Origin of the sequence: Microbacterium azadirachtae (assembly GCF_000956545.1) — a bacterium.
Classification (GTDB): domain Bacteria; phylum Actinomycetota; class Actinomycetes; order Actinomycetales; family Microbacteriaceae; genus Microbacterium; species Microbacterium azadirachtae.
In genome coordinates this window covers 86220-107837 of sequence record NZ_JYIT01000086.1, presented here as the reverse complement: position 1 = coordinate 107837, position 21618 = coordinate 86220, and the positions used below count along the sequence as shown (strand labels likewise).

The window sequence follows — 21618 nt, the reverse complement described above, 5'->3', positions numbered from 1 at the left end:
GCGCCAGCGAACGATTCAACGAGACGTATGGCCTAGGGGGTTCGCGAGGCTTGTAGGTACGTGAGCACAGCCCTGACGCGCCGGTTTTCGTCCACCGGGCTGAGTCCGAGCTTTTGGAAGATGCGCCCGACGTGTTTGCCGACAGCGGGGTCGCTGAGTACGAGCTTCTCCGCGATGGCGGCGTTTGATTGGCCGTCCGCCATCAGGACGAGGACTTCCGTCTCCCGCGGCGTGAGAGTATCCAGTGGGCCTGGATGCGCCGCACTGAGGAGGTGCTGGACGACGTGAGGGTCGATGGTGGTTCCCCCGCTCGCGATGTTCTGCAGGGCGCCGGCGAAGTCGCGGACCCGGTTGATCCGGTCTTTCAACAGGTACCCGACAGCTCCTTGCGGGAGGGTGAGAAGACGGCGGGCATTCGTGTCGGCAAGGTACTGCGAAAGGACCAGGATCGGCTGGTGAGGCTGCAGCTCACGGATACGCAAGGCGGCCTGTAGACCGTCGTCTCTGTTTCCCGGGGGCATGCGGACGTCAGTGATGATGATGTCAGGCGCGCGCTCCAGAGCGGCGAAAGCCTCCTCCAGCTGTGGAGCTGTCTCTGCGGCGCCGACGACGGTGTGGCCGATGCGCTCGAGTAGGGCGATGAGGGCTTTCACGCAGAAGCGCCGAGTCCTCAGCGATGAGTATTCGCATGCGACGTGTCTCCTTCGTGGGGGAGGGGCAGGTCCATCCGTACAACGGTGGGCCCACCAGCAGGACTTGTGACCTTTAGGCGACCATTCAGAGCTTCCGCACGGTCGGAGAGTCCTCGAAGGCCAGTCCCGTTGCGCTCGTCGGCACCACCGCTTCCGTTGTCGGTGACCGTGACGATGAAAGACTCTCCATCTGTGCCGGTCGCAACGACAGCGGATGTCGCTGAAGCATGTTTGGCGATGTTCGTCAGAGCCTCGGCGACCAGGTAGTAGGCAGTGGTTTCAAGGGCGGCGGGGACGCGGACGCCGGGGCTTCCTTCGAGAGTCACCCGGATGTTGCTCCGCTCGGACAGCTCCTCCAGCGCCGCGCGTAGACCATAGTCGGCGAGCACGGAGGGGTGGATACCGCGAACGGTGTCACGGAGGGTGGACATCGCATGCTCCGCTTGGGCTTGCGCTTCGTCCACGGCTCGCTGAAGGTGAGCGGCGTCGATGCCTCGAGAGGCGAGCTCATCGACTTCTAAACCGATCATCCCGATGCGCGCGCCGAGAGCGATGAGCTCCTGCTGGACGCCGTCGTGGAGGTCGCGTTCGATGCGGCGGCGCTCCGCATCGGACGACTCAGCAAGGGCACGACGTGAATTGAGGAGACGCTGGACATCGGGGTCAAGACCACGCGCACGCGGACCGCACAGCGGTCTCAGAACCCACGCCTGTCCGATGGCCAAACAGGCGTTGATGTACCCGAACAATACGAGCGCGACGAGGGTGATCAGCGCGACCGGCCACCAATTGGTGGGAGTCATGATGCCTTCGGCATCCCCGAAGAACTGCGTCGGCGTCGGCCCGGTGATCCCCGCGACAGCGACCATTGCGAGCGCCAGAAGAGTGATCGTCTCGAAGAACAACACGGTAAGGGCGATGAGCGCGTAGAACAGGTCCCACACGAGCGCAAGCGTCTCCCGCCATGTCGCTCGCTCGGTCAGACGGATGTTGATCCAGTGGTGCCGTTCGCTCGCGTCGATGACACCATGGGCGCTCGCCTGTCGAGGAAACCCGACCAGGCTGGTGCGACGACGTTCAAGCGATCCGAGGATGAGCGCCCAGAACGGCACAAAAAGCAGCGTGAAAACCGCGAGCGGAACGAGAGCCGCGCCGATGAGCACACTCAGCATGAGGTACAGCAGCGCACGCCACGGCCAACCGCTGAGAGCGAAGCGCCAAGGGGGCAGCTTCATCGCCGCCCACACGTGACCCGCCGCCGTCATGGGTCCAGCCTAGGGATTCCCCGTGCCCCGCATCGCGAACGTCGTCAGAAGGTATGGCCAGCCCTACCTCAAAGAGGGGGGTAGGGGACATCGTGCCCACCGCCGCCGCTGGGTTCTATGGGTGTAGGACGCCGAGACCAGGAGGCGATCGGTCCACCACGATGCAGCGGAAGGGGATGCGATGACAACTCATTCGTGTTCCGCATCACCAAGCCTTGCTGCACCGGCGCCAGCATGTCTTGGCGGGCGAGGTGAGCCCTGATGTACCGCAACCGGTCGATGATCCGGCTGCAGCACTGCGCGCCCGGCAGGGCGTTTTACGAGCAGACTACCTCCAGCGCGTCCACGCGAGGCTTCGTGCACCCCATGCCCGCCTCGTGGTCGTCGACACGATTCGGTCCTTGGACTGTCTTCCACCCGCACGATGGCAGTGCACTCCCTCGCCAAGGGTGGAAGATCCACATAAGCACCCACCCCGGCACGGCCCATGAGACACTTCGTCTTGTCGCTGACATCTGCGTCGAGCGGCGCGTTCCTTTCAAACACCTCTCGGACGAGGCGGAGCTGCAGCGTACAAGCAATAAGTACGCCAACCGAGGCTCGGCCGGAATGTTCATCACCGTCTTCCCTCGCACGGATGAGGAGTTCTGCGAGCTTCTGCCGCTGTTCGATATGGCTCTTCGCGGGTTCGACGGCCCGTACATCCTCTCCGACGTGAAGTTCGGCGAAAGCCCGGTCTACTTCCGTTACGGAGCGTTCTTCATGGACCGCCTTGATTACGCCGACGGCTCGACGGGGTACGCCATCCAAGCTCCGGACGGGCAGAAGGTCCACGACAACCGTGCCGCGGTCTTCACGCTCCCCGCTTTCGTTGAGCCGCCAGACCTGATCCGTGCACTCGTCGAGGAGCGCCTGAACCCTGCGCCCGGTGAACTGGAAGAGCTCCTTCACCCGTACGTCGTGCGTTCTAGCCTTCATTTCAGCAACGCCGGTGGCGTGTACCTTGCCGACTCCGACAGGGGTCGGTTCGTGCTGAAGGAGGCTCGGCGCTGGTCTGCTTTCAGCTCAGACTCCACCGACGCCACCGAACGTCTGCGCAACGAACATAGCGCCTTGACCGCGCTCGCCCATGTCGGTGCCGTCGTGGACGCGGTCGACTACCGGGTCCTCGGTGACCACGAGTTCCTCATCGAGGAGTACATCCCCGGTGTCACCGTGCAGGCATGGGTGGCGAGCAACTATCCGTTCAGCACCGATCCCACCGGTCTCAGCGCGTATGCCGTGAGAGCTCTACCGCTTGCCCAGCAAATGGTCGCGGCCCTGACGCAGATCCACGACGCCGGGTGGAGCGTCCTCGACTTGCAGCCGAAGAACATCCTCATCGACGGGAACCGTGTCCGTCTCATCGACATGGAAGCAGCTCGACCCTTGGAAGCGTCGGCTGTCGGCAGCATCGGCACTCCCGGGTTCGTCCCGCACGTGCGTACATCGAACCGCGACCGGGACAGATATGCACTCGCAGCGGTGGTCTTGCACCTCTTTTCGCCATCACTGGCAGGGTCGTTTGACCCGTCCGTGCTCACGTACCGGGCCCGGAAAGTCGCGGAACAGTTCCCCGCAGACGTGTCCGAGCTCGTGAACGCACTTGTCGATGCGGTGCCCGTGGACGCCGTGGCAACCTCGCACCCATTCCGGCACGCCGCAGGTAGCGCGCTCGTGCCGGCGAATCGCCTCGTGGACCAGGTGTGCAATGGCATCGAATGGTCCCGGCGCGACGGCCATCGGCGATACCCGGGCGACGCGACACAGTTCGCGGACGGCGCCGGTGCGCTCCTGAACATCGAGACCGGGGCAGCGGGAGTCATGCTCATGCTCGCGAGAGCGGGCCGCGACGTCACCGAGGACCGTAACTGGTTGAGCGCACGCCTGCGCGATACGGACCACATCCCCTTTCACGGTCTCCTCCGAGGCAGCGCCGGCATCGCGTCCGTCTTCGCCGAACTCGGGGATGCAGACACTGCCGAAGTGATTCTCCTCGCTGGAGCATCAAGCCCCGATCCGGGAGCCGATCTCTCGGTGCGCAGTGGCCTGTCCGGAACCGTCCTCGCCTTGTGCGACCTTGCCGGCGACCGGGATGGCGTGGCCCGCAGCTTGCTCGACCGGTGTGCGGCGTCGCTCGCAGCCCGCATCACGGGGGCTGCGGACATCGTCAGCCCGCAGTCGGAGACGGGCAACGCGATCGGGTTGTTCGATGGATGGGTCGGAGTCGGGTTGGCCTGTCGTCGGTTGGCGGAAGTGACGGGAGATGACTCCTGGGAACACCTGATGGATATCTGCTTCCACCGCGAACTCGCCCAGCTCACCACGGCGGATAGCGGGGCCCTTCGCGTTGACTACTCCCGTGTCTCCTACGGCTACCTTTCCGAGGGCGCCGCGGGGATCGCGTTCGCCCTCGCACAATGCGCACCGGCCCGGTACCGGGATGAGATCGCACGGCTCACTCAGGCCGTGGACGGCCTCATCAGCATGAACGGCGGTCTCTTTCGGGGAACGGCGGGCGTCGCCTGTGCGCTCCTTCCCGTATCCGCTTCTGGCGGCGAGCGGGCGAGGCTGATGACATTCACCGCCGACAGCTTCCTGTTCTGCGGAGACGACCCAGAAACACGGATGGTGCTCGGCGACAACGGTCACCATCTCTCGGCAGATTTCTCCACCGGAGCCGCCGGATATGTCGGCGCGCTCCTTTCTCAGCTCGAAGAGGACCCGAACCGGTGGTTTCCGGTGACTCTTCCCACGCCCATCGACGATGACATTGAACGAGGTGAACACAATGAGCGCATTGCTTTCTTTGCAGGGCCTGTCGAACGAGTCCGAGCCTGAGGCCGGTCTCTTCGGATCCGGCATCAGCATCTGGTGTGACGGCAACAACAGCGGTATCAGCATCTCCTGCGGACCGAACTGATACACGGACGTGTGGGACGCGCATTGATGCGCGTCCCACACGCTTCATCACTGAAAGGGTGAACAATGCTTGCGGCGACTGGACTGGGCCACACGTTCTCGAACGGACGGGTGGAAACGCGTGCTCTCGACGACGTCAGCTGCACGTTCGAACCGGGGTCGTTCACGGCCATCATGGGACCGTCCGGATCAGGAAAGTCGACCCTGCTGTACTGTCTCGCCGGCCTCATCCGCGCGTCCACCGGATCCGTGACGTTCGACGGAACCGAGCTGACCACTGCGAAGCAACGTCAGCTCGACCTTCTGCGACGCGATCAGTTCGGGTTCATCTTCCAAAGCTTCAACCTCATCGAGGCTCTCACCGCACTGCAGAACGTCACGCTGCCATCCCTGTTCGGGGGAGCCGTGATCAGCCGAGACCAAGCGGAGGCAGCTCTCGCAAGCGTCGGCCTCGCCGGGAAGCTCAACTCGTACCCGGCAGAACTCTCCGGGGGGCAGCAGCAACGAGTGGCAATAGCGCGTGCCCTCGCCCAGACTCGACGGGTCATCTTCGCCGACGAGCCCACCGGAGCCCTCGACCGCAAGAGCGGGTTCCTCGTGATGGATCAGCTTAGGCAGTTCCGTGAGGTCGGCACCGCCGTCGTGATGGTCACCCATGATCCGAAGATTGCCGCATACGCCGACAGCGTCTTGTTCCTCGTTGATGGACGCCTCGTCGACGTCATGGAGGCGCCGAGCGCGGAGGCTGTCAGCTCACGGATGACAGGTCTGGAAAGCGCCGCCCGATGAGCGCGGCTCAGCAGCTGCCCATTTCCGTCGCGTTCGTTCGGCGGCATCGCTCGGCGTACCTAGGTGTTGCCGCCCTCTTGAGCATCGCTACGGTCGTCGCCACAGCGGAGATGGTCCTGTTCACCGGACTGGCGAGCGGACAGGCGCTGCGGGTCGGCGCATTGTCCGAGTTCGATGCGCGCGTCGTACGCGCCGCGGTGAAGGCGTCGCAGGGCATCTTGCAAGTCATGTGCTTCACCACCGTGGTGATTGCACTCGTCCTGGTCTACCTGGGCTTTCGGAACATGCTCGCCCTGCGCCGGCGGGAGCTCGGTCAGCTCCGCCTCGCAGGAGCCAGCGTTCTTCGCGTCCGCGTCATGGTCACCGGCGAGGCGCTCGTGTTTGCGGCGATGGTCGCCGTGCCGAGCGTCGTCATCGGAGGCGTCCTCGCCCATCCGTTTTACCTGCTCCTCCAGAATGTGGGCGTGTTCGGCAAGTCGTTGCGGGTGGACTTCGGGTTCCCCATCCTGACATTGATCGCGGTCGCGACCGGGATGATCCTCTGCTCCATGGTTGCCGCCTGGCTGAGTCTGCGTTCAAAGCAGACGAACGACGTCCTCGCTTCCCTTACCGCATCCGCGACCGGTACGCCCGCGAAGCGGATGAGCGTCGTCCGAGTCATCGTCGCGGGTGGGTCCGTCATCGGACTCGCCACCTTCCTCATCTTCATGCCGGACACCGGCAGCGAGAACCCCATCGCGTCCATCATCGTGCCGCTGCTCATCGTCTTCCCACTCGGAGCGCTCGCGCCGATCCTCGTTCCCGTCGTCGCCCGCGCCTGGGGATGGGTTCTCCGGCCGCTCATCGGAGGCTCCGGAGTCCTCGTCGCACAGCGCGCCTGGCGGGATTCGCAACGATTCGCTTCCAACGTCCTGCCGCTGCTCGTCCTCATGGCGGTGATGGGCGGTTTCGCCATTGGGGCTGGGCCTGATCAGGCCACAATGCAAGCCAGCTTTGAGACGCAGCTCGACGCTGACCTCATCGCCGAACCTGCCACCGTCCAGGAAGCCGACAGCATCGTCGCGCGGATCGTCGACGAGCAGGGTGTCGACGCGGCGATGCGCTCCGCGTCGACGACGCGGCTCATCGAGAAGGGACGTGCTGACGGCACTTTCCTCACCGTATTCAATTTCGTCGACCTCGACTCGTACCGGAGCATTTTCGATACTGGAGCGAAGTCCGGCGACTTCGACAGCGCCGGACACGGGGCCGTCGTCTCCACCCGGGAAGGTGACGAGGTCGGCGACACCGTCACGGTGGAAGCCCCGAACGGGAACACGACGACGCTCACGATCGCCGCCGTCGTCACATCCCGGCTCTACACAGGGCTGCTCATCGATTGGGAGATGCTGAGCACACTTGACCCGGAGGTATGGGACATCCGCGTGTTCGTGAAAGCGGACAAGCACGCTGTGGCGAGCATCGCCGCTTCCGTCGACGACCACGCCCCAACGATGTCGAAGAAGGAGTTCATCGACTCCCGAATCGCCCTTCGTAAGAGCAACGCCGCCACCGGCAACATCGCCTTGTTCGGCACCATCTACGGCCTCACCATCGTCGCCATGATCCAGGGGCTCGCCGCGTCCGTCTTGAATCGGCGAGACGAGTTCCGTTTGCTGAACCTGCTCGGCATCTCTCGTCTGCGCACGGTCGGTACGTTGCTGTCCGAGGCTCTCGTCCTCATCGTCTCCAGCGGCGTGCTGCTTGCCGGTGCATTCGCATTCATCGCGTGGCGTTACCTCGCCCAAGACCCGGAACAGATGGCGACCGCGTTCGGCGCCATCCCGTGGGGCGACATCGCGCTCACGTTCGTGGGAGTGACATGCCTGTTCACCCTCACAGTGCTCGTCGCAGGAATCATCGCGACTCGGAGGGCCAAAAGATGATCCGAAGCGCCACACTCCGGGAGTTCATCCGACGCCACCGCTGGCGACTCGGCGCGCTGGTCGTGTTGTCGCTTCTTGGCGCGGGCTTGGGACTTGCCCAGCCTCTCCTTCTGCAGCAGATGTTCGACGGCCTCACCTCCGGCTCCGTCTCGGTGCCAGCGGTGCTGATCCTGACGGCGGTGGTGATCACCCAGGCGCTCCTTGCCGGCGTGGAGTCCTACGCTCTGGCGCGCACCGCGCATGATCTCGTACTCCAGTTGCGCACTCGTGTGGCGGGACGCATCCTCTCACTGCCGATGGTGCACCTGCAGCGTGTGCCGCAGGGAGAGTTCCTCTCCCGCATGGTCTCTGACACGGCTGCATCATCGACCGTCCTCACTACAGGCGTTTTCAAACTGCTGGCTGCGGTCGTCACCTTCGTCGTCGCCGCGACCCTCATGGCAACCATTGACCCGGTGCTGTTCGTGCTTTCGCTGGCGATCACCGTCTTTGCCACCGTGCTCTCCACCGTCATGGGGCGACTGGTGCGCGCGGCATCTGCGCAGACACAGGCCGCCACGGCAACACTTTCCGGCAGTTTTGAACGCACGTTGACCGCGTTACCGCTGATCCGCGCCTACAGCGTCAGCCAACAGCAGCTCGCCCTTGTCGTTGCTGATGCCGGTGACGTGAGGAACAACGCTGTTCGGCTGGCGCGGCTGGGTGCGTACATGCAACCGGTGATGACCCTGGCCGCTCAAGCTCTCCTCATCGTCACTCTCGCAGTAGGAGGCATCCGCGTCGCTGACGGCACCTTGTCGCTGGGTGAGCTCATAGCGTTCCTGATGTACCTGATGATGATGGTCGGGCCTGTATCGCAGGTGGGTTCGACGTTCGTCAGCATTCAGACGGGTCTCGCCGCCGTCGACCGCGTCGAGGAGATCGCCTCGGCGGCCGCGGAGGGAGAAAACCGGGCGGAACCCCTGCGGGGGAGCGTGGACGCGGGGGAGCGGTTGCTCGCGTTGGACCATGTGACTTTCGAGTACCCGCACACGTCCGTCGGAGATGTGACCGGCATCGGCCCGCTCAACCTCACCATTCGCCGGGGTGAACACGTCGCACTCGTCGGGCCGTCCGGGTCAGGGAAGTCCACGATCTTTGCGCTCCTTGAACGGTTCTATGAGCCGAGCAGCGGAAGCGTGCGGCTGCACGGTGTCGCAGCGCGGGACATTTCATTGACCGACTACCGTGACCGCTTGGCATGGGTGCCGCAGAACTCACCACCGCTAGGCGGCACTGTGCGTGAGAATCTGGATATCGAGCAGCGCGGACTGCCGGACGATGTGCTTCGCCAAGCGCTGCAGGACGTTGGCTTGTTCGTCGACCGCGATGCAGACGTGCTCGACCGTCAGCTAACAGCGTCCGGGAACAATCTGTCCGGCGGTGAGCGGCAACGGCTGGGGGTTGCGCGAGCTCTCCTCTCCGGCCGCAGTGTCTTGCTGCTGGATGAACCGACATCGAGCTTGGACGTCATCTCCGCGGAACGACTGTCTTCACTGGTTCGTGATCGTGCACGCGAGAAGACTGTCGTAATGGCGTCCCACCGACTCGCCGAAGTGCGCCACTTCGACAAGATTGTGGTCATCGATCGTGGCAGCATCGTGGACGCTGGAACACACGACGAGCTGATGGACAGGAATGATCTGTACCGCGACCTCGCCGCGCAGCAGAACGTTCGTGCCTGACTACGACTTCCTCACCAGTCGCTGCGGTCGCGGGCGGCCTCCAGGTCGCGGAGGGCGCGTACGTCGTCGCGGGTCGCGATGCCGCCGCGCTGCAGGATCGCGCGGGGGAGCCAGATCGGCAATCCGATCCGCACGCGGCGTGTGGACGTGGGCTGGGGGACGGAGCGAGCGCCGGCGTGCGCGCGGTTCAGGCTCCGGAAGGACGTGTGCGAAGCTGTGGTCTCAGTCATGGCTCTAAAGGTACGAGCGTGCATTTCCTGCCACCAGGTGGCGGAAAGACTTTCGTCATAAAGATCCAGCCACTACGCTGGTCGCATGCTGCACAGCATCACGCTTCCTGTCATCGACGGTCTCGCCGCCTTCGAGTTCGGCCTCCTGAGCGAGGTGTTCGGCCTGGATCGGAGCGTCTACTCCGACGTCCCCGCGTTCGACTTCCGCGTCTGCGGTCTCGAGGCAGATCGCCCGGTCACCACGCAGGTGGGCGCCCAGGTCATTCCCGCCTACGGCCTGGAGGCGATGGAGCACGCCGACGTCATCGCGGTCCCCGCCGCGCAGGTCCGGCCCGCCGAGGAGTACCCGGAAGAACTGCTCGAGGCCCTCCGCCGCGCGGCGGATCGGGGCGCGATCCTGCTCAGCGCCTGCTCGGGCGCTTTCATGCTCGGAGCCGCCGGCTTGCTCGACGGGCGCCCGTGCACGACGCACTGGCGGTACGCCGAGGAGCTTCAGCGCCGGTATCCGACCGCGCGGGTGGATCCTGACGTGCTGTTCGTCGACGACGGCGACCTCGTCACCAGCGCCGGCACCGCCGCCGGCATCGACGCGAGCCTGCACCTCGTGCGCCGGGAGCTCGGCAGCGCGATCGCGAACGTCATCGCGCGGAACATGGTGGTGCCCCCGCAGCGGGACGGCGGGCAGCGGCAGTACATCGAGCGGCCGGTGCCCCAGGTGTCCTCGGACGCTCTGGGCGACGTTCTCGCCTACATGGAGGACCGGCTCGCGGAGGCGCACTCCGTGGCCGCGCTCGCCCAGCGTGCGCACATGTCGAGCCGGACCTTCGCGCGCCGCTTCGTGGCGGAGACGGGCGTGACGCCGATGCAGTGGCTGGCCTCGCAGCGGGTGCTGCAGGCGCGCCTGGCGCTCGAGACCACGGACGCGTCGATCGAGGAGATCGCCGCGTCGTGCGGCTTCGGCAGCGCCACGCTCTTCCGCCATCACTTCACCCGCGAGGTGGGCATCGCGCCGAGCGCCTACCGCCGGTCGTACGCCTGCGAGGTCGCGGAGATGCTCGAGACCATCGCGGCGACGCCCGAACGCGACCTCGTCGCGGCGCACTAGGGAACAGGCGCCGCATTCCGGGCGTTGCACAGCCCGTGGACATCCTCGACAGCATCGTGATCGGCGCAGGGCAAGCGGGCCTGTCGAGCTCGTACCATCTGCGCCGGCTCGGTATCCCGCACCTCGTGCTCGACGCGGACGACGCGCCGGGAGGCGCCTGGCAGCACCGCTGGGACGCGCTCACCATGCAGGACGTGCACGGCGTCGCGGAGCTGCCGGGAGCCGTCCCGCCCCCGCGCACCACGGCGCACGCCAACCGCGCGGTGCCCTCGTACTTCGCGGAGTACGAGCGCGAGCACGAGCTGCCCGTGCTCCGGCCGGTGCACGTGGACCGCGTGACCGACGAGGACGGCGTCCTCCTGGTGCACGCGACCGAGGGCGAGTGGCGGACGCGCACGCTCGTGAACGCGACCGGGACCTGGACGCAGCCGTTCGTCCCGCACTACCCGGGCATGGAGACGTTCCTGGGCGAGCAGTTCCACACTGTCGACTATCCGGGCCCGGAGCACTTCCGCGGCAAGCGGGTGCTCGTCGTCGGCGGCGGAGCGTCCGCGGTGCAGTTCCTGGGTGCGCTCGCGCCGATCGCCGACGTCGTCTGGGCGACACGCCGGCCGCCGGTCTGGCGGACCGACGACTTCACGCCTGAGGCGGGGGCGGCCGCGGTCGCCCTCGTGGAGCAGCGGGTCGCGCAGGGGCTGGCTCCGCAGAGCGTGGTGAGCGTGACCGGCCTGATGCTGAGGCCGCAGGAGCAGGAGGCGGCGCGCCTCGGAGTCTACGACGCGCGGCGGCCGATGTTCGCGCGCATCGAACCGGACGGCGTGCGCTGGGCGGACGGCTCCTTCGAACGGGTGGACGCGATCCTGTGGGCCACGGGTTTCCGGCCCGCGATCGGCCATCTGGCCCCGCTGCACCTGCGCAGCGAGCTCGGCGGGATCCAGCTCGACCACGGGGGTCGAGGGACGACCGCCGTCAAGGATCCGCGGATCCAGCTGGTGGGCTACGGGCCCTCGGCCAGCACGATCGGTGCGAACCGTGCCGGACGCACGGCGGCCCGGGGCGTGCGTCAGTTCCTCACGCGCTCGCGGGTCGCGGCCGACGTCCGGTAGCGGATCCCGGTCGCTCAGCGGATGATGCGGATCGAGCCCGTCGCGGTCGACGGCGACACGGGGCGCGTGACGCGCAGCAGATCCGCGAGGAGGGCACCCACCTTCGTGCCGATGCACAGGCTGATGAAGATCATCGGCGCGGCGGCGAGAGCGGCGGCGTCGAAGGAGGCGAGCGCGACCAGTCCCACGGTCCCCGGCACGAGCAGCAGGAACGCGGGCTGGAACGACACGGTCGCGGGGACGGCCAGCGTCACCCTCTCCAGCACGCGGGCGGCGAAGAAGAGCAGGCCGGCGGTGATGCCGGTGGCGACGGTGCTGCCCGTGAAGGGGCTGAGCAGCATCAGCGCCGCATAGGTGCAGATCATCACGATCACGGTCGCGATGGTGAGCCGGAAGCCGGATCCGAAGCTCAGGCCGATCCCGATCGCGAGCACCACGACCCCGATCCAGCTCCCGGCCAGAGGGGGTACGGCCTCCCATCCGCCGTGGCCGGTGACGAGCGACGTCTCGCCCACCAGCGCCGCAGAATGCGGATCGACGCGGAGCCCGGTCGCGGCGGCGCCGGTGAAGATCCCCGCCGCCATGAACGTGAGCATGATCAGCCCGTAGACGAGCCGCGAGGCGCCGGTGACGATGTCGGCGGCGGTGAGCTCCAGCAGCGCGTTCGTGATGAGCGCCCCGGGGACCAGCAGCGCCACGGGAGCGCAGACGGCGAAGAGGGGCACCGCGCCGAAGTCGAGCCGGTCGGCGACCACTCCGACGACGAGCGTCGAGATCAGCGATGCCACGAACGGGATCACGGCGGCGGCGGCGCGGATGCGCTCGGTGATGAGGACGATCGACGCCACGAGCGCGCCCACGAGCAGCGCCAGCACGACCGCCCACCACGGACAGCGGAACAGCACCGCGAGCCCCGCGGACAGGAGCGCCCCGCCGAGAGCCGTCTGCAGCACCGGATGACGGCGCTCGAGGCCGCGGATGTGGGCGATGTGTGCCGGGACCTGATCCAGAGTGACCCGGCCCGCTTCGAGCCGGCGCGCGAGCAGCGATGCGTGCGCGGTCTGCCGGAACGTCAGACCCGGTCCGCCGCCGGCGGCGATGGTGGTCGCCCGCGGAACTCCGGGGCGGCTCACGAACACGTGCTCGGGGAGCACCGCGAAGGCCAGCTCGGTGTCGGGGGTGACGGCGTCGCGGGCGCGCTCCAGCGTGCCGCGCACGTCGGTGACGGAGACGCCGGAGTCGAGCAGCAGCGCTCCGAGATCGCCGAGCGCGACATCCGCGGAGACGGGTTCGGTAGGGGACATCACAGAGAATCGTAGAACCTGTCGGCTTCCGCCCGCGCGGCGGCCGTCGCGCGGGCGTGCCGCCCCCTCCAGACCGTACGGCTCCCGCCCGATGGCGTGCCGACGAGCCGCATAGGCTGGAAGGCATGCAGGGGCGATCGGACATGGCCGGCGAGCCCAGGCGCGGTCGCCGCATCGTCGCGGCAGGGGCCATCGTCGGGGCTCTGCTCCTCGTCGCGTCGTGCGCCTCTCCGGGGAGCGCGCCCGGGAGTGCGAGCCCATCGGCGCAGCGCACGGCATCGCCCACCCCGGCCGCGACGGCCGTCCCGTCCGTCGACGAGCGGGCCCGGCGGATCGTGGACCGCATGGACGTCGCCCAGCAGGCGGCGGCCGTGGTGATGGGCAACACGGCGGGCACCGACCCCGCGACGCTGCACGCCCTGATGACGGGAGGGTTCGGCGGCTTCATCCTGATGGGAGGCAACGTTCCTCCCACCCCGAACGGGCTCCGCGCCGTGACCTCCGCGCTCACCGTCGATCCGCAGCTGCCTCCGCTGATCGCGACCGACGAGGAGGGCGGGGACGTGGTGCGGCTGCCCTGGGACACCGAGCCCGGGGCCGACGTGCTGAAGTCGGAGCCGGCGAGTGCGGCGGGCACCGCGTTCGCGGCACGCGGGACGCTGCTCGCCCAGGCGGGCGTCTCGGTGAACTTCGGCGTGGTCGCCGATGTGGCGGAGGGGCCGGACTCCTTCATGTACGACCGCTCCTTCGGGACGGATCCGGCCTCGGCGGCGGAGCGCGTCGACGCGGCCGTGCGAGGAGAGGCGCCCTCGGTGCTCAGCACGCTCAAGCACTTCCCGGGCCACGGTGCGGTGGAGGGCGACTCGCACCACGCGGTCCCCGCCACCGGGATGGATCTCGAGACCTGGCGCGCACAGGTCGCGCCGCCGTTCCTCGCCGGGATCAGGGCCGGGGCGCCCCTGGTCATGATGGGGCATCTCGCCTACACCGCCGTCGACGCGCAGCCGGCCTCGCTCTCGCCCCGTTGGCACCGGATCCTGCGCGACGACCTGGGCTTCCACGGAGTGATCGTGACCGACGACCTCGACATGCTGGTCGACTCGGGGGATCCCGCGTATGCCGATGAGGTGGCCGACGCGGTCCGCTCGATCGCGGCCGGCAGCGATCTCGTGCTCGCCCTCGACGGTGCCGGACCCGACACGGCACGGCGGATCGCCGACGGTGTGACGGCCGCCGTGCACGGCGGCGGGCTGCCGAAGGAGCGGCTCGCCGAGGCGGCGTCGCACACGGTCGCCCTTCGCCTGCAGATCGCGGATCAGCACCCGCGCTGAGCGTCCTTCGGCGCGCCGGCGGCTCGCTCAGGACGCGGGGAGCGGAGCGGGGCCCCAGGCGTCGAGGATCCGCATCCGCAGGTCGTTGCCCCGCTCGGCGAATCCCCGCTGACGGCGCACGTACTCGGCCTTGCCCTCCGCCGTCTCGATGCGCACCGGTTCGACTCCCCAGTCCGAGAGGTCGTAGGGTGCCGCCTCCATGTCCAGGATCCGGATGTCCCGGGCCAGCTCGAACGCGTCCAGCAGCAGCTCGCCCGGCACGAGCGGGCCGAGCTTCATGGCCCACTTGTACACGTCCATCCCGGCGTGCAAACACCCCGGCTGCTCCAGGTGCGGCTGGCTCTCACGGGTCGGGGCGAGGCGGTTGCGCGGCACCGCCTCGGGCGTGAAGAAGCGGTACGCGTCGATGTGCGTGCAGCGCAACTCGCCCTGCTCGACCACGGCGTCGGTTCCGGCCTGCCCGAGGCGCAGCGGGACCTCGTGGCGGTGCTCCGGCGTGCGATAGACCATTGCCCACTCGTGCAGGCCGAAGCAGCCGAACTGGCCGGGGCGCGCCGCGGTGCGCGCCAGCATCAGGCGCACGAGGCGCGCGAGCTCCGGCTTCTCCGCCGCGTACGCCGCGGCGTCGGGCGCGAGCGCCTCGGATCCCGGGGCGGGGGAGTACCAGCGCCATGCGGCCCGCTCCGGCGCGTCCTCGAGCGTCACGCCCGCTCCCGGGTGCCACCGGCGCAGCTGACCCGGCTTGTAGCCGTAATAGGTGAAGAGGAAGTCGTGCACCGGGTGCTTCTCCCGCCGCGCCTGCCGTGCGCGATGCTCGGCGGTCAACGCGTCGGCGCGCGCGGCATGGGCCTCCGCGCGCTCGGTCCAGGCCGCGCGGTCGAGACGGCCGCGCGGACCCGGTGCGCCGGAATCCGGCATGACCGGCATCCCGGCGACGGAGGTCATGGCTCGGTGCGCACGACGCCGGCGTCGATGAGCTCGTCGAGGATCCCGGCCCCGTCCTCGGCGCTCACCCACGGGGCGAGATCGTCGGGCTCGGCCTGCTCTCCGTCGGCGCGCGCGGCGGCGCGTCGCCCCGCCAGCACTCCTTCGGCGGGAAGCAGGCGGCGGATCGCGACGGCTGCGACGCTGTCCGGGTGCTCGATGAGGAACTGGCCGTAGATCGCCTCGTCGTGCTGGCCGTCGTCGCCGATCAGGAGCCAGCGCACGTGCGGGAACTCCTCGGCGAGGCGGCCGAGGTTCTGCAGCTTGTGCTCGCGGCCGCTGCGGAACCACCGCTCGTGGGTGGGGCCCCAGTCGGTGAGCAGCATGGATCCGGCCGGGAACAGATGCCGGGAGAGGAACCGGTTCAGCGTCGGCGCCACGTTCCACGCGCCCGTGGAGAGGTAGATCATGGGCGAGCCGGGGTTGTCCCGCATCAGCCGCTCCAGGAGCACGGCCATGCCCGGAACCGGGGTGCGGGCGTGCTCGTCGACGACGAACGAGTTCCACGCGGCGATCAGCGGACGCGGCAGAGCGGTCACCATGACGGTGTCGTCGACGTCGGAGACGACGCCGAAGCGCACGTCTTCGGCGACGATGAACACGCGGGCGGGGATCGGATCCTGCCCTTCGACCGACATCGTCACCTCCTGCCATCCCGACGGGAGGTCGGCGTCGATGCGGCAGTCGACCACGCCTCCGCGGTCGGCGGCGACCTCGTGCGCGCGCCCGGCGACCGTGATCGTGACGGTCGCGAAGCTCACCGGGATCCCGACGAAGCTGCGCCAGCCGCGCACGCTCGCATCCCTGCCGCCGCGGCGGGTCTTCGGCAGGATCAGCACGCGTCCGACGACGCGGACCCAGCCCGGGCCGCCGTACCCGGGGAACGGCACGATCGTCGCGGTGCGACCGCGCTTGCGGGCACGCCGTTCGCGCCACGCGTGGAAACGGTGCTCCAGGCGGGCGAACCAGTGGATCCGCTCCGGTCGGGATGAGGAGGAGGGCATAGCGGCTCTAGTCTTTCATGCCCGCCCCGTTCTTTCCTTCCCCGCGGGGGATGGTGGGGGTGGTCGGGTGAGAAGCCCTGCCCGGCACGGCCTGGGATAATCTGGAGGTCGCCCTGTTCGGGGCGCTCTTCTCCGTGCCGTAAAGAATGGTCGTCGTGTTGTCTGAGAACCCGTCCCACACCGCCTCCCCGTCGAATGACGACTCGCTGTCGGTGCGCGAGCTCCAGGACAAGTGGCAGGCGTACTGGGCGCAGAACCAGACGTTCCGCGCCGGCGGCGCCGAGGACGTCCGCCCGCGCAAGTACGTGCTCGCGATGTTCCCGTACCCCTCGGGCGACCTCCACATGGGGCATGCCGAGAACTATCTGTATTCGGACATCGTCGCGCGGTTCTGGCGGCACCGCGGGCACAACGTGCTGAACCCGATCGGCTGGGACTCGTTCGGCCTGCCCGCCGAGAACGCGGCCATCCGCCGCGGCGCGGACCCGCGCGAGTGGACGTATCAGAACATCGCCCAGCAGAAGGCGAGCTTCCAGACGTACGGCGTCTCGTTCGACTGGAGCCGGGAGCTGCACACGTCCGATGAGGAGTACTACCGCTGGAACCAGTGGCTGTTCCTGAAGCTGTACGAGCGCGGTCTGGCGTACCGCAAGAAGAGCCCGGTCAACTGGTGCCCCAACGACCAGACGGTGCTGGCGAACGAGCAGGTCGTCGACGGACGCTGTGAGCGCTGCGGCGCCGAGGTCGTGAAGAAGAACCTCACGCAGTGGTACTTCCGGATCACCGACTACGCCGACCGGCTGCTGGACGACCTGAACCAGCTCGAGGGCTTCTGGCCGCACAAGGTGCTGCAGATGCAGCGCAACTGGATCGGCCGCTCGGTCGGCGCCGACGTCGACTTCGAGATCGAGGGACGCGAGGGCGTGGTCACGGTCTTCTCCACGCGTCCCGACACGCTGCACGGCGCGACCTTCATGGTCGTCGCCCCGGACTCCGACCTGGCGGCGGAGCTCGCCGCGGGGGCGGATGAGGATGTCCGCAAGCGCTTCGCGGACTATCTGACCCAGGTGCAGAAGACCAGCGAGATCGACCGGCAGTCCGCCGACCGTCCGAAGACCGGCGTGTTCCTGGACCGCTACGCGATCAACCCGGTCAACGGCGAGCGCCTGCCCATCTGGGCGGCCGACTACGTGCTCGCCGACTACGGGCACGGGGCGGTCATGGCCGTGCCCGCGCACGACCAGCGCGACCTCGACTTCGCGCGCGCCTTCGACCTGCCCGTGAAGGTGGTCGTGGACACCACGGCCCCGATCACCGGCGCGCTGCCCGTCATCGAGGTGGACGAGGACGGCGTTCCGATCGAGCCGCTGGAGTCGCTCGACGATCAGCACCCTGGCAAGACCGGTGTCGCCCTCACCGGCGACGGGCGCATGATCAACTCCGGCGAGCTGAACGGCCTGTCCAAGCGCAACGCGATCGCCCGTGCGATCGAGCAGCTGGAGGCGGCGGGCACCGGGCGTGCAGCCAAGAACTACCGCCTGCGCGACTGGCTGATCTCGCGTCAGCGCTTCTGGGGCACCCCGATCCCGATGCTGCACACGCAGGACGGCGAGATCGTGCCGGTGCCGGAGGCCCAGCTGCCCGTGCGCCTGCCCAGCGTCGAGGGCCTGGATCTCTCCCCGAAGGGATCGAGCCCGCTGGGCGCCGCGGAGTCGTGGGTGCGCACGGTCGACCCGACCACCGGGGAGCCGGCGCTGCGCGACCCGGACACCATGGACACGTTCGTGGACAGCTCCTGGTACTTCCTGCGCTTCCTGTCGCCGAACAGCGACACCGTCGCGTTCGACGTCGACGAGGCGCGGCGCTGGGCGCCGATCGACTCCTACATCGGCGGCGTCGAGCACGCGATCCTGCACCTGCTGTACGCCCGGTTCATCACCAAGGTGCTGTTCGACATGGGGCTGATCGACTTCACGGAGCCGTTCTCCAGCCTGATCAACCAGGGCATGGTGATCCTGGACGGCGCCAAGATGTCCAAGAGCAAGGGCAACCTGGTGCTGTTCCAGGAGGAGCTGGATGCCTACGGCGCCGATGCCCTGCGCGTCGCCCTGGCGTTCGCGGGTCCTGTGGAGGACGACAAGGACTGGAAGGACGTCTCCACCACCGGTGCGCAGAAGTTCCTGGCCCGCGCGCTGCGCGTCGCGCACGACGTGGCGAGCCCGGTCGACGTCGTCTTCGCCGGCGGTGACGCGGCCCTCCGCCGCGTCACCCACCACCTGCTGGCGGATGCCCCGGCGCTGGTCGAGCAGACGAAGTTCAACGTGCTCGTCGCGCGTCTGATGGAGCTGGTGAACGCGATCCGCAAGACGATCGACACCGGTGCCGGGGCCGCCGATCCCGCCGTGCGGGAGGCCGCGGAGACCCTGGCCGTGATGCTCGACCTGGTCGCCCCGCACACGGCGGAGGAGATCTGGGAGATCCTCGGCCACCAGCCGTCCGTCGGCCTGGTGACCTGGCGTCAGGCGGATCCGCTCCTGCTCGTCGAGGACACGGCCACCTGCGCCGTGCAGGTCAACGGCAAGGTGCGCGCCACGCTGGACGTCCCCGCCAAGATCGGCGAAGCCGACCTGGAGGCGCTCGCCCGTGCCGACGAGAAGGTGCAGCGCGCCCTCGACGGCAAGGAGATCGTGCGGGTGATCGTCCGCGCCCCGAAGATCGTGAACTTCGCCGTCAAGGGCTGAGTCCGTGCGCTCCGGGGGGAAAGGAGCGCGCGCCCTCCGGGTGATGAGGCGCGTGCTCGGCACGGCGGTGGTGATCGCGGCGCTGGCCGGCGCCGGTCTGCTGCTGGCGTGGCAGCTGCCGCGCCCGGTGAGCGACACCAGTGCGATCGGCGTGCTCTGGCACCGGCACAGCGATGAGCTGGGCGCCGCGTGGAACCGTGAGACATGCAGCGGCGGGGTGTGCTCGCAGGACTATCGCCGAGGGTCGATCTACGCGGGCCCGAGCGGGTTCGCGCACATCGTGCGCGGTGATGCCGTGGGCGAAGCCTTCGACGAGCTCGGCGGGGTCGCGTCCCTGGGCCTGCCGATCGCGGACGAGAGCGGTTCCGCCGACCGGCCGTGGCAGGCCTTCCAGCGGGCCGGGATCTTCGCGGACGGCGAGGAGACGACCCTTGTGCGCGGCGCGGTCTGGCGGTCGTGGCTGCGGTACTCCGAGGAGCGCGGGGGGCTCGGCTTCCCCACGACGACGGAGCACGCGGATCGGCGCGGCGCCCGGGTGCAGGAGTTCGTGAACGGCGTCGTCTACGTCAGGGACGGGCGAGCCGTGCTGACGGTCTCCGACATCGCCGACGCCCATCGCCGTGCCGGCTCGGCCTCCGGCCCGCTCGGCTATCCGAAGAGCACCCAGCGCGCGTCGGGTGACCGGCTCGTGCAGGAGTTCGACGGCGGCGAGGTGTGGTGGTCGTCGGGCACGGGAGCGCACTCGGTCCAGACGCCGTTCCTGGCGTCGTACCGTGAGCGCGGAGGAGCCGATGGGGCTCTCGGCCTTCCGACGGCCGAGGCGTCGCGCTTCGAGGGCGGCTCGATGCAGTCCTTCCAGGGCGGCGTGCTGTACCGATCGGACAGCGACGGGACGATCCGCGCGACCACGGCGGGGGACATCCAGAACCGCTACGAGGAGCTCGGCGGCCCCGAGGGCGAACTGGGTCCTCCCACGGGCGACAAGGTCGACGTGCCCGGCGGCCGCTATCAGAGCTTCACCGGCGGCGTGCTGCTGTGGCACGAGGGCTCAGGGGTGTTCCGGCTGGATGCGGCGAACTTCGCGGTCTGGACGGCGGATCCGGCGAGGTTCGGCTGGCCGACGAAGGACTCCTGGAGCGACGACCGCGGATCGCACCAGGACTGGCAGAAGGGGCAGACCGTGCTGCGCGCGGGGCGACTGCTCACGATTCCCTCGACTCCGGTCGACGCATCCACGGCGGTGCTGCTGTGCGACTCCCAGTGCGGAGGGAATTCCTGGATCGAGCAGGGAGCGCAGGGAGCCGGGTTCTCCCACATCGTGAAGCTCGGCTTCGGCGGATCCGGCTACCTGGCGCCGATCAGCGGGCTCGGCGCGGGATTCACCGAGAGCGTGTCCAGCAACCGTCTCCTGCTCCCCGAGGGGGATCCTGGTGTCGTGATCGTGACACTGGGAGGCAACGACGCCGCGCAGAAGCGCCCCTCCACCGAGGTGGCGGCGGCTGAGGATCAGCTCATCGGCATGCTGCGCGAGGCCTATCCGAACGCCGCGATCGTGGTCAACGGCGTGATGAGCCGCAGCGACGCGGCCCATGCGGCGCGGCGGGCGATGGACGCGGCGGTGACGGAGGAGGCCCGGCGGATCGGCGTCCACGCCGTGTCGGTCGCGGGGTGGGTGAGCGACTACGCGGCGCCGCAGGCCGACAACGTGCATCTCACGCAGGCAGGGCACGACAGGATCGGCCCGCACTACGCCGACGCGCTGCGCGCCGCGCTGGGGCGCTGAGGGGGCGGCTTCGCGGGGGATCCCGGATCCGCTCAGAGGCGCTCGAGCGGGTTGGCCGCGAGCTTGCCGATCAGACCGCCGTCGATGAGGCGTCGCGCGTGGCTGTGCGGCTTGCGCTCCGACTGCGTGCGCACCGACCCGCCGAACTCGTCGGCCAGATCGAGCCGGGGGTAGGCGGCGAGCACCTCGCGGCGGAACTCCACGGGGATCTCCTCGTCGCGCCGTCCGGACACGTCGAGTCCGGTGGCAGTCTCCAGCAGGTAGCCCTCCACATCGAGATCGGGGTCGACCGAGGGCCAGTTGTGGCGCACGATGACCTCGTTGACGCGCCGCCGCCGCGTGGCCGGCCAGCCGGCGCCGGCGGCCAGCGCCTCCCCGACGAAGCCGCCCGCCTCCTCGTAGCCGAGCACGTGGTTGTCGTACTCGGGGGCGAGGCCGATGTCGTGCAGCAGCGCGGCCGTGTAGAGCAACTCGTGGTCGATGCCGGTGCGTCCCTCGACGAGCGCGAAGGCCTCGGCCCAGAGCCAGCTGCGGTGCACGTGGTTCGACAGCGCGGAGGAGTGGAACTGCGCGACCAGCTCTCGGGCGCCGCGGGCGGCGGCGGTGTGGGGCGGGAGGAAGTCGTGCAGGCGCATGGTCGCTCCGGTCGATCGCGTGTCGGGGGACGGGTTCAG

At 68.5% G+C, this 21618-nt stretch carries 16 protein-coding genes; 9 read left to right on the top strand and 7 right to left on the bottom strand.

What is annotated here, in order from left to right; translation table 11 throughout:
• Positions 1 to 32 precede the first annotated feature (32 nt).
• Together RL72_RS18015 and RL72_RS18010 are read right to left on the bottom strand one after the other, a co-directional pair.
• Positions 33 to 653: a response regulator transcription factor gene (locus RL72_RS18015; RefSeq protein WP_346218199.1), complete on the bottom strand. Its 621-nt coding sequence runs from the start codon at positions 651 to 653 to the stop codon at positions 33 to 35.
• A gap of 17 nt (positions 654 to 670) precedes the next feature.
• Positions 671 to 1957, bottom strand: coding sequence for a sensor histidine kinase (locus RL72_RS18010; protein ID WP_045252262.1), 1287 nt, complete (start codon positions 1955 to 1957; stop codon positions 671 to 673).
• 261 nt (positions 1958 to 2218) lie between these two features.
• On the opposite strand from RL72_RS18010, the gene lanKC reads away from it, so the two are divergent.
• The 4 genes from lanKC (at position 2219) to RL72_RS17990 (ending at position 9356) form a co-directional block, all read left to right on the top strand.
• Positions 2219 to 4837, top strand: a complete 2619-nt coding sequence (lanKC, locus tag RL72_RS18005; protein ID WP_082072498.1) for a class III lanthionine synthetase LanKC — start codon at positions 2219 to 2221, stop codon at positions 4835 to 4837.
• Positions 4838 to 4984: 147 nt separating this feature from the next.
• Positions 4985 to 5707, top strand: a complete 723-nt coding sequence (locus RL72_RS18000) for an ABC transporter ATP-binding protein (protein ID WP_045252260.1) — start codon at positions 4985 to 4987, stop codon at positions 5705 to 5707.
• A complete protein-coding gene (locus RL72_RS17995) occupies positions 5704 to 7632 on the top strand; it encodes an FtsX-like permease family protein (protein WP_045252259.1) in 1929 nt (642 codons plus the stop codon). Before RL72_RS18000 ends, RL72_RS17995 begins: the two co-directional genes overlap by 4 nt.
• Entirely contained in the window at positions 7629 to 9356 is a 1728-nt protein-coding gene (locus RL72_RS17990) for an ABC transporter ATP-binding protein (RefSeq protein WP_045252258.1), read from the top strand. The genes RL72_RS17995 and RL72_RS17990 overlap by 4 nt, the downstream gene beginning before the upstream one ends.
• A gap of 11 nt (positions 9357 to 9367) precedes the next feature.
• Here RL72_RS17990 and RL72_RS17985 read toward each other — a convergent pair whose 3' ends face one another.
• Positions 9368 to 9586, bottom strand: a complete 219-nt coding sequence (locus tag RL72_RS17985; protein WP_045252257.1) for a hypothetical protein — start codon at positions 9584 to 9586, stop codon at positions 9368 to 9370.
• An 85-nt stretch (positions 9587 to 9671) separates the two neighbouring features.
• Here RL72_RS17985 and RL72_RS17980 point away from each other — a divergent pair, with 85 nt between their 5' ends.
• Positions 9672 to 10691, top strand: coding sequence for a helix-turn-helix domain-containing protein (locus RL72_RS17980; RefSeq protein WP_045252256.1), 1020 nt, complete (start codon positions 9672 to 9674; stop codon positions 10689 to 10691).
• Positions 10692 to 10726: 35 nt separating this feature from the next.
• On the top strand, positions 10727 to 11797 hold the full coding sequence (locus tag RL72_RS17975) for a flavin-containing monooxygenase (RefSeq protein WP_045252255.1): 1071 nt from the start codon (positions 10727 to 10729) through the stop codon (positions 11795 to 11797).
• A gap of 14 nt (positions 11798 to 11811) precedes the next feature.
• Here RL72_RS17975 and RL72_RS17970 read toward each other — a convergent pair whose 3' ends face one another.
• A complete protein-coding gene (locus RL72_RS17970; RefSeq protein ID WP_045252254.1) occupies positions 11812 to 13101 on the bottom strand; it encodes a threonine/serine exporter family protein in 1290 nt (429 codons plus the stop codon).
• A 125-nt stretch (positions 13102 to 13226) separates the two neighbouring features.
• On the opposite strand from RL72_RS17970, the gene RL72_RS17965 reads away from it, so the two are divergent.
• Entirely contained in the window at positions 13227 to 14432 is a 1206-nt protein-coding gene (locus RL72_RS17965) for a glycoside hydrolase family 3 N-terminal domain-containing protein (protein ID WP_248700522.1), read from the top strand.
• A 27-nt stretch (positions 14433 to 14459) separates the two neighbouring features.
• On the opposite strand, the gene RL72_RS17960 is transcribed toward RL72_RS17965, so the two are convergent.
• Positions 14460 to 15350 carry a hypothetical protein gene (locus RL72_RS17960; protein ID WP_045252438.1) on the bottom strand — a complete coding sequence of 297 codons (891 nt, stop codon included), beginning with the start codon at positions 15348 to 15350 and terminating at the stop codon, positions 14460 to 14462.
• Positions 15351 to 15373: 23 nt separating this feature from the next.
• A complete protein-coding gene (locus tag RL72_RS17955) occupies positions 15374 to 16420 on the bottom strand; it encodes an App1 family protein phosphatidate phosphatase (protein WP_045252253.1) in 1047 nt (348 codons plus the stop codon).
• 212 nt (positions 16421 to 16632) lie between these two features.
• On the opposite strand from RL72_RS17955, the gene leuS reads away from it, so the two are divergent.
• Together leuS and RL72_RS17945 are read left to right on the top strand one after the other, a co-directional pair.
• On the top strand, positions 16633 to 19161 hold the full coding sequence (gene leuS / locus RL72_RS17950) for a leucine--tRNA ligase (RefSeq protein WP_420847435.1): 2529 nt from the start codon (positions 16633 to 16635) through the stop codon (positions 19159 to 19161).
• A 43-nt stretch (positions 19162 to 19204) separates the two neighbouring features.
• A complete protein-coding gene (locus RL72_RS17945; protein ID WP_045252252.1) occupies positions 19205 to 20944 on the top strand; it encodes an SGNH/GDSL hydrolase family protein in 1740 nt (579 codons plus the stop codon).
• Between the two features lie 32 nt (positions 20945 to 20976).
• Here RL72_RS17945 and RL72_RS17940 read toward each other — a convergent pair whose 3' ends face one another.
• Positions 20977 to 21579 carry an HD domain-containing protein gene (locus RL72_RS17940; protein WP_045252251.1) on the bottom strand — a complete coding sequence of 201 codons (603 nt, stop codon included), beginning with the start codon at positions 21577 to 21579 and terminating at the stop codon, positions 20977 to 20979.
• Positions 21580 to 21618: the final 39 nt, after the last annotated feature.

Bases quoted from the DNA above. Each gene is read 5' to 3' on its own strand.
- RL72_RS18010 (WP_045252262.1), bottom strand. From the start codon at position 1,957: ATGACGGCGGCGGGTCACGTGTGGGCGGCGATGAAGCTGCCCCCTTGG.
- lanKC (WP_082072498.1), top strand. From the start codon at position 2,219: ATGTACCGCAACCGGTCGATGATCCGGCTGCAGCACTGCGCGCCCGGC.
- RL72_RS18000 (WP_045252260.1), top strand. From the start codon at position 4,985: ATGCTTGCGGCGACTGGACTGGGCCACACGTTCTCGAACGGACGGGTG.
- RL72_RS17995 (WP_045252259.1), top strand. From the start codon at position 5,704: ATGAGCGCGGCTCAGCAGCTGCCCATTTCCGTCGCGTTCGTTCGGCGG.
- RL72_RS17990 (WP_045252258.1), top strand. From the start codon at position 7,629: ATGATCCGAAGCGCCACACTCCGGGAGTTCATCCGACGCCACCGCTGG.
- RL72_RS17985 (WP_045252257.1), bottom strand. From the start codon at position 9,586: ATGACTGAGACCACAGCTTCGCACACGTCCTTCCGGAGCCTGAACCGC.
- RL72_RS17980 (WP_045252256.1), top strand. From the start codon at position 9,672: ATGCTGCACAGCATCACGCTTCCTGTCATCGACGGTCTCGCCGCCTTC.
- RL72_RS17970 (WP_045252254.1), bottom strand. From the start codon at position 13,101: ATGTCCCCTACCGAACCCGTCTCCGCGGATGTCGCGCTCGGCGATCTC.
- RL72_RS17965 (WP_248700522.1), top strand. From the start codon at position 13,227: ATGCAGGGGCGATCGGACATGGCCGGCGAGCCCAGGCGCGGTCGCCGC.
- RL72_RS17960 (WP_045252438.1), bottom strand. From the start codon at position 15,350: ATGCCGGATTCCGGCGCACCGGGTCCGCGCGGCCGTCTCGACCGCGCG.
- RL72_RS17955 (WP_045252253.1), bottom strand. From the start codon at position 16,420: ATGCCCTCCTCCTCATCCCGACCGGAGCGGATCCACTGGTTCGCCCGC.
- RL72_RS17945 (WP_045252252.1), top strand. From the start codon at position 19,205: ATGAGGCGCGTGCTCGGCACGGCGGTGGTGATCGCGGCGCTGGCCGGC.
- RL72_RS17940 (WP_045252251.1), bottom strand. From the start codon at position 21,579: ATGCGCCTGCACGACTTCCTCCCGCCCCACACCGCCGCCGCCCGCGGC.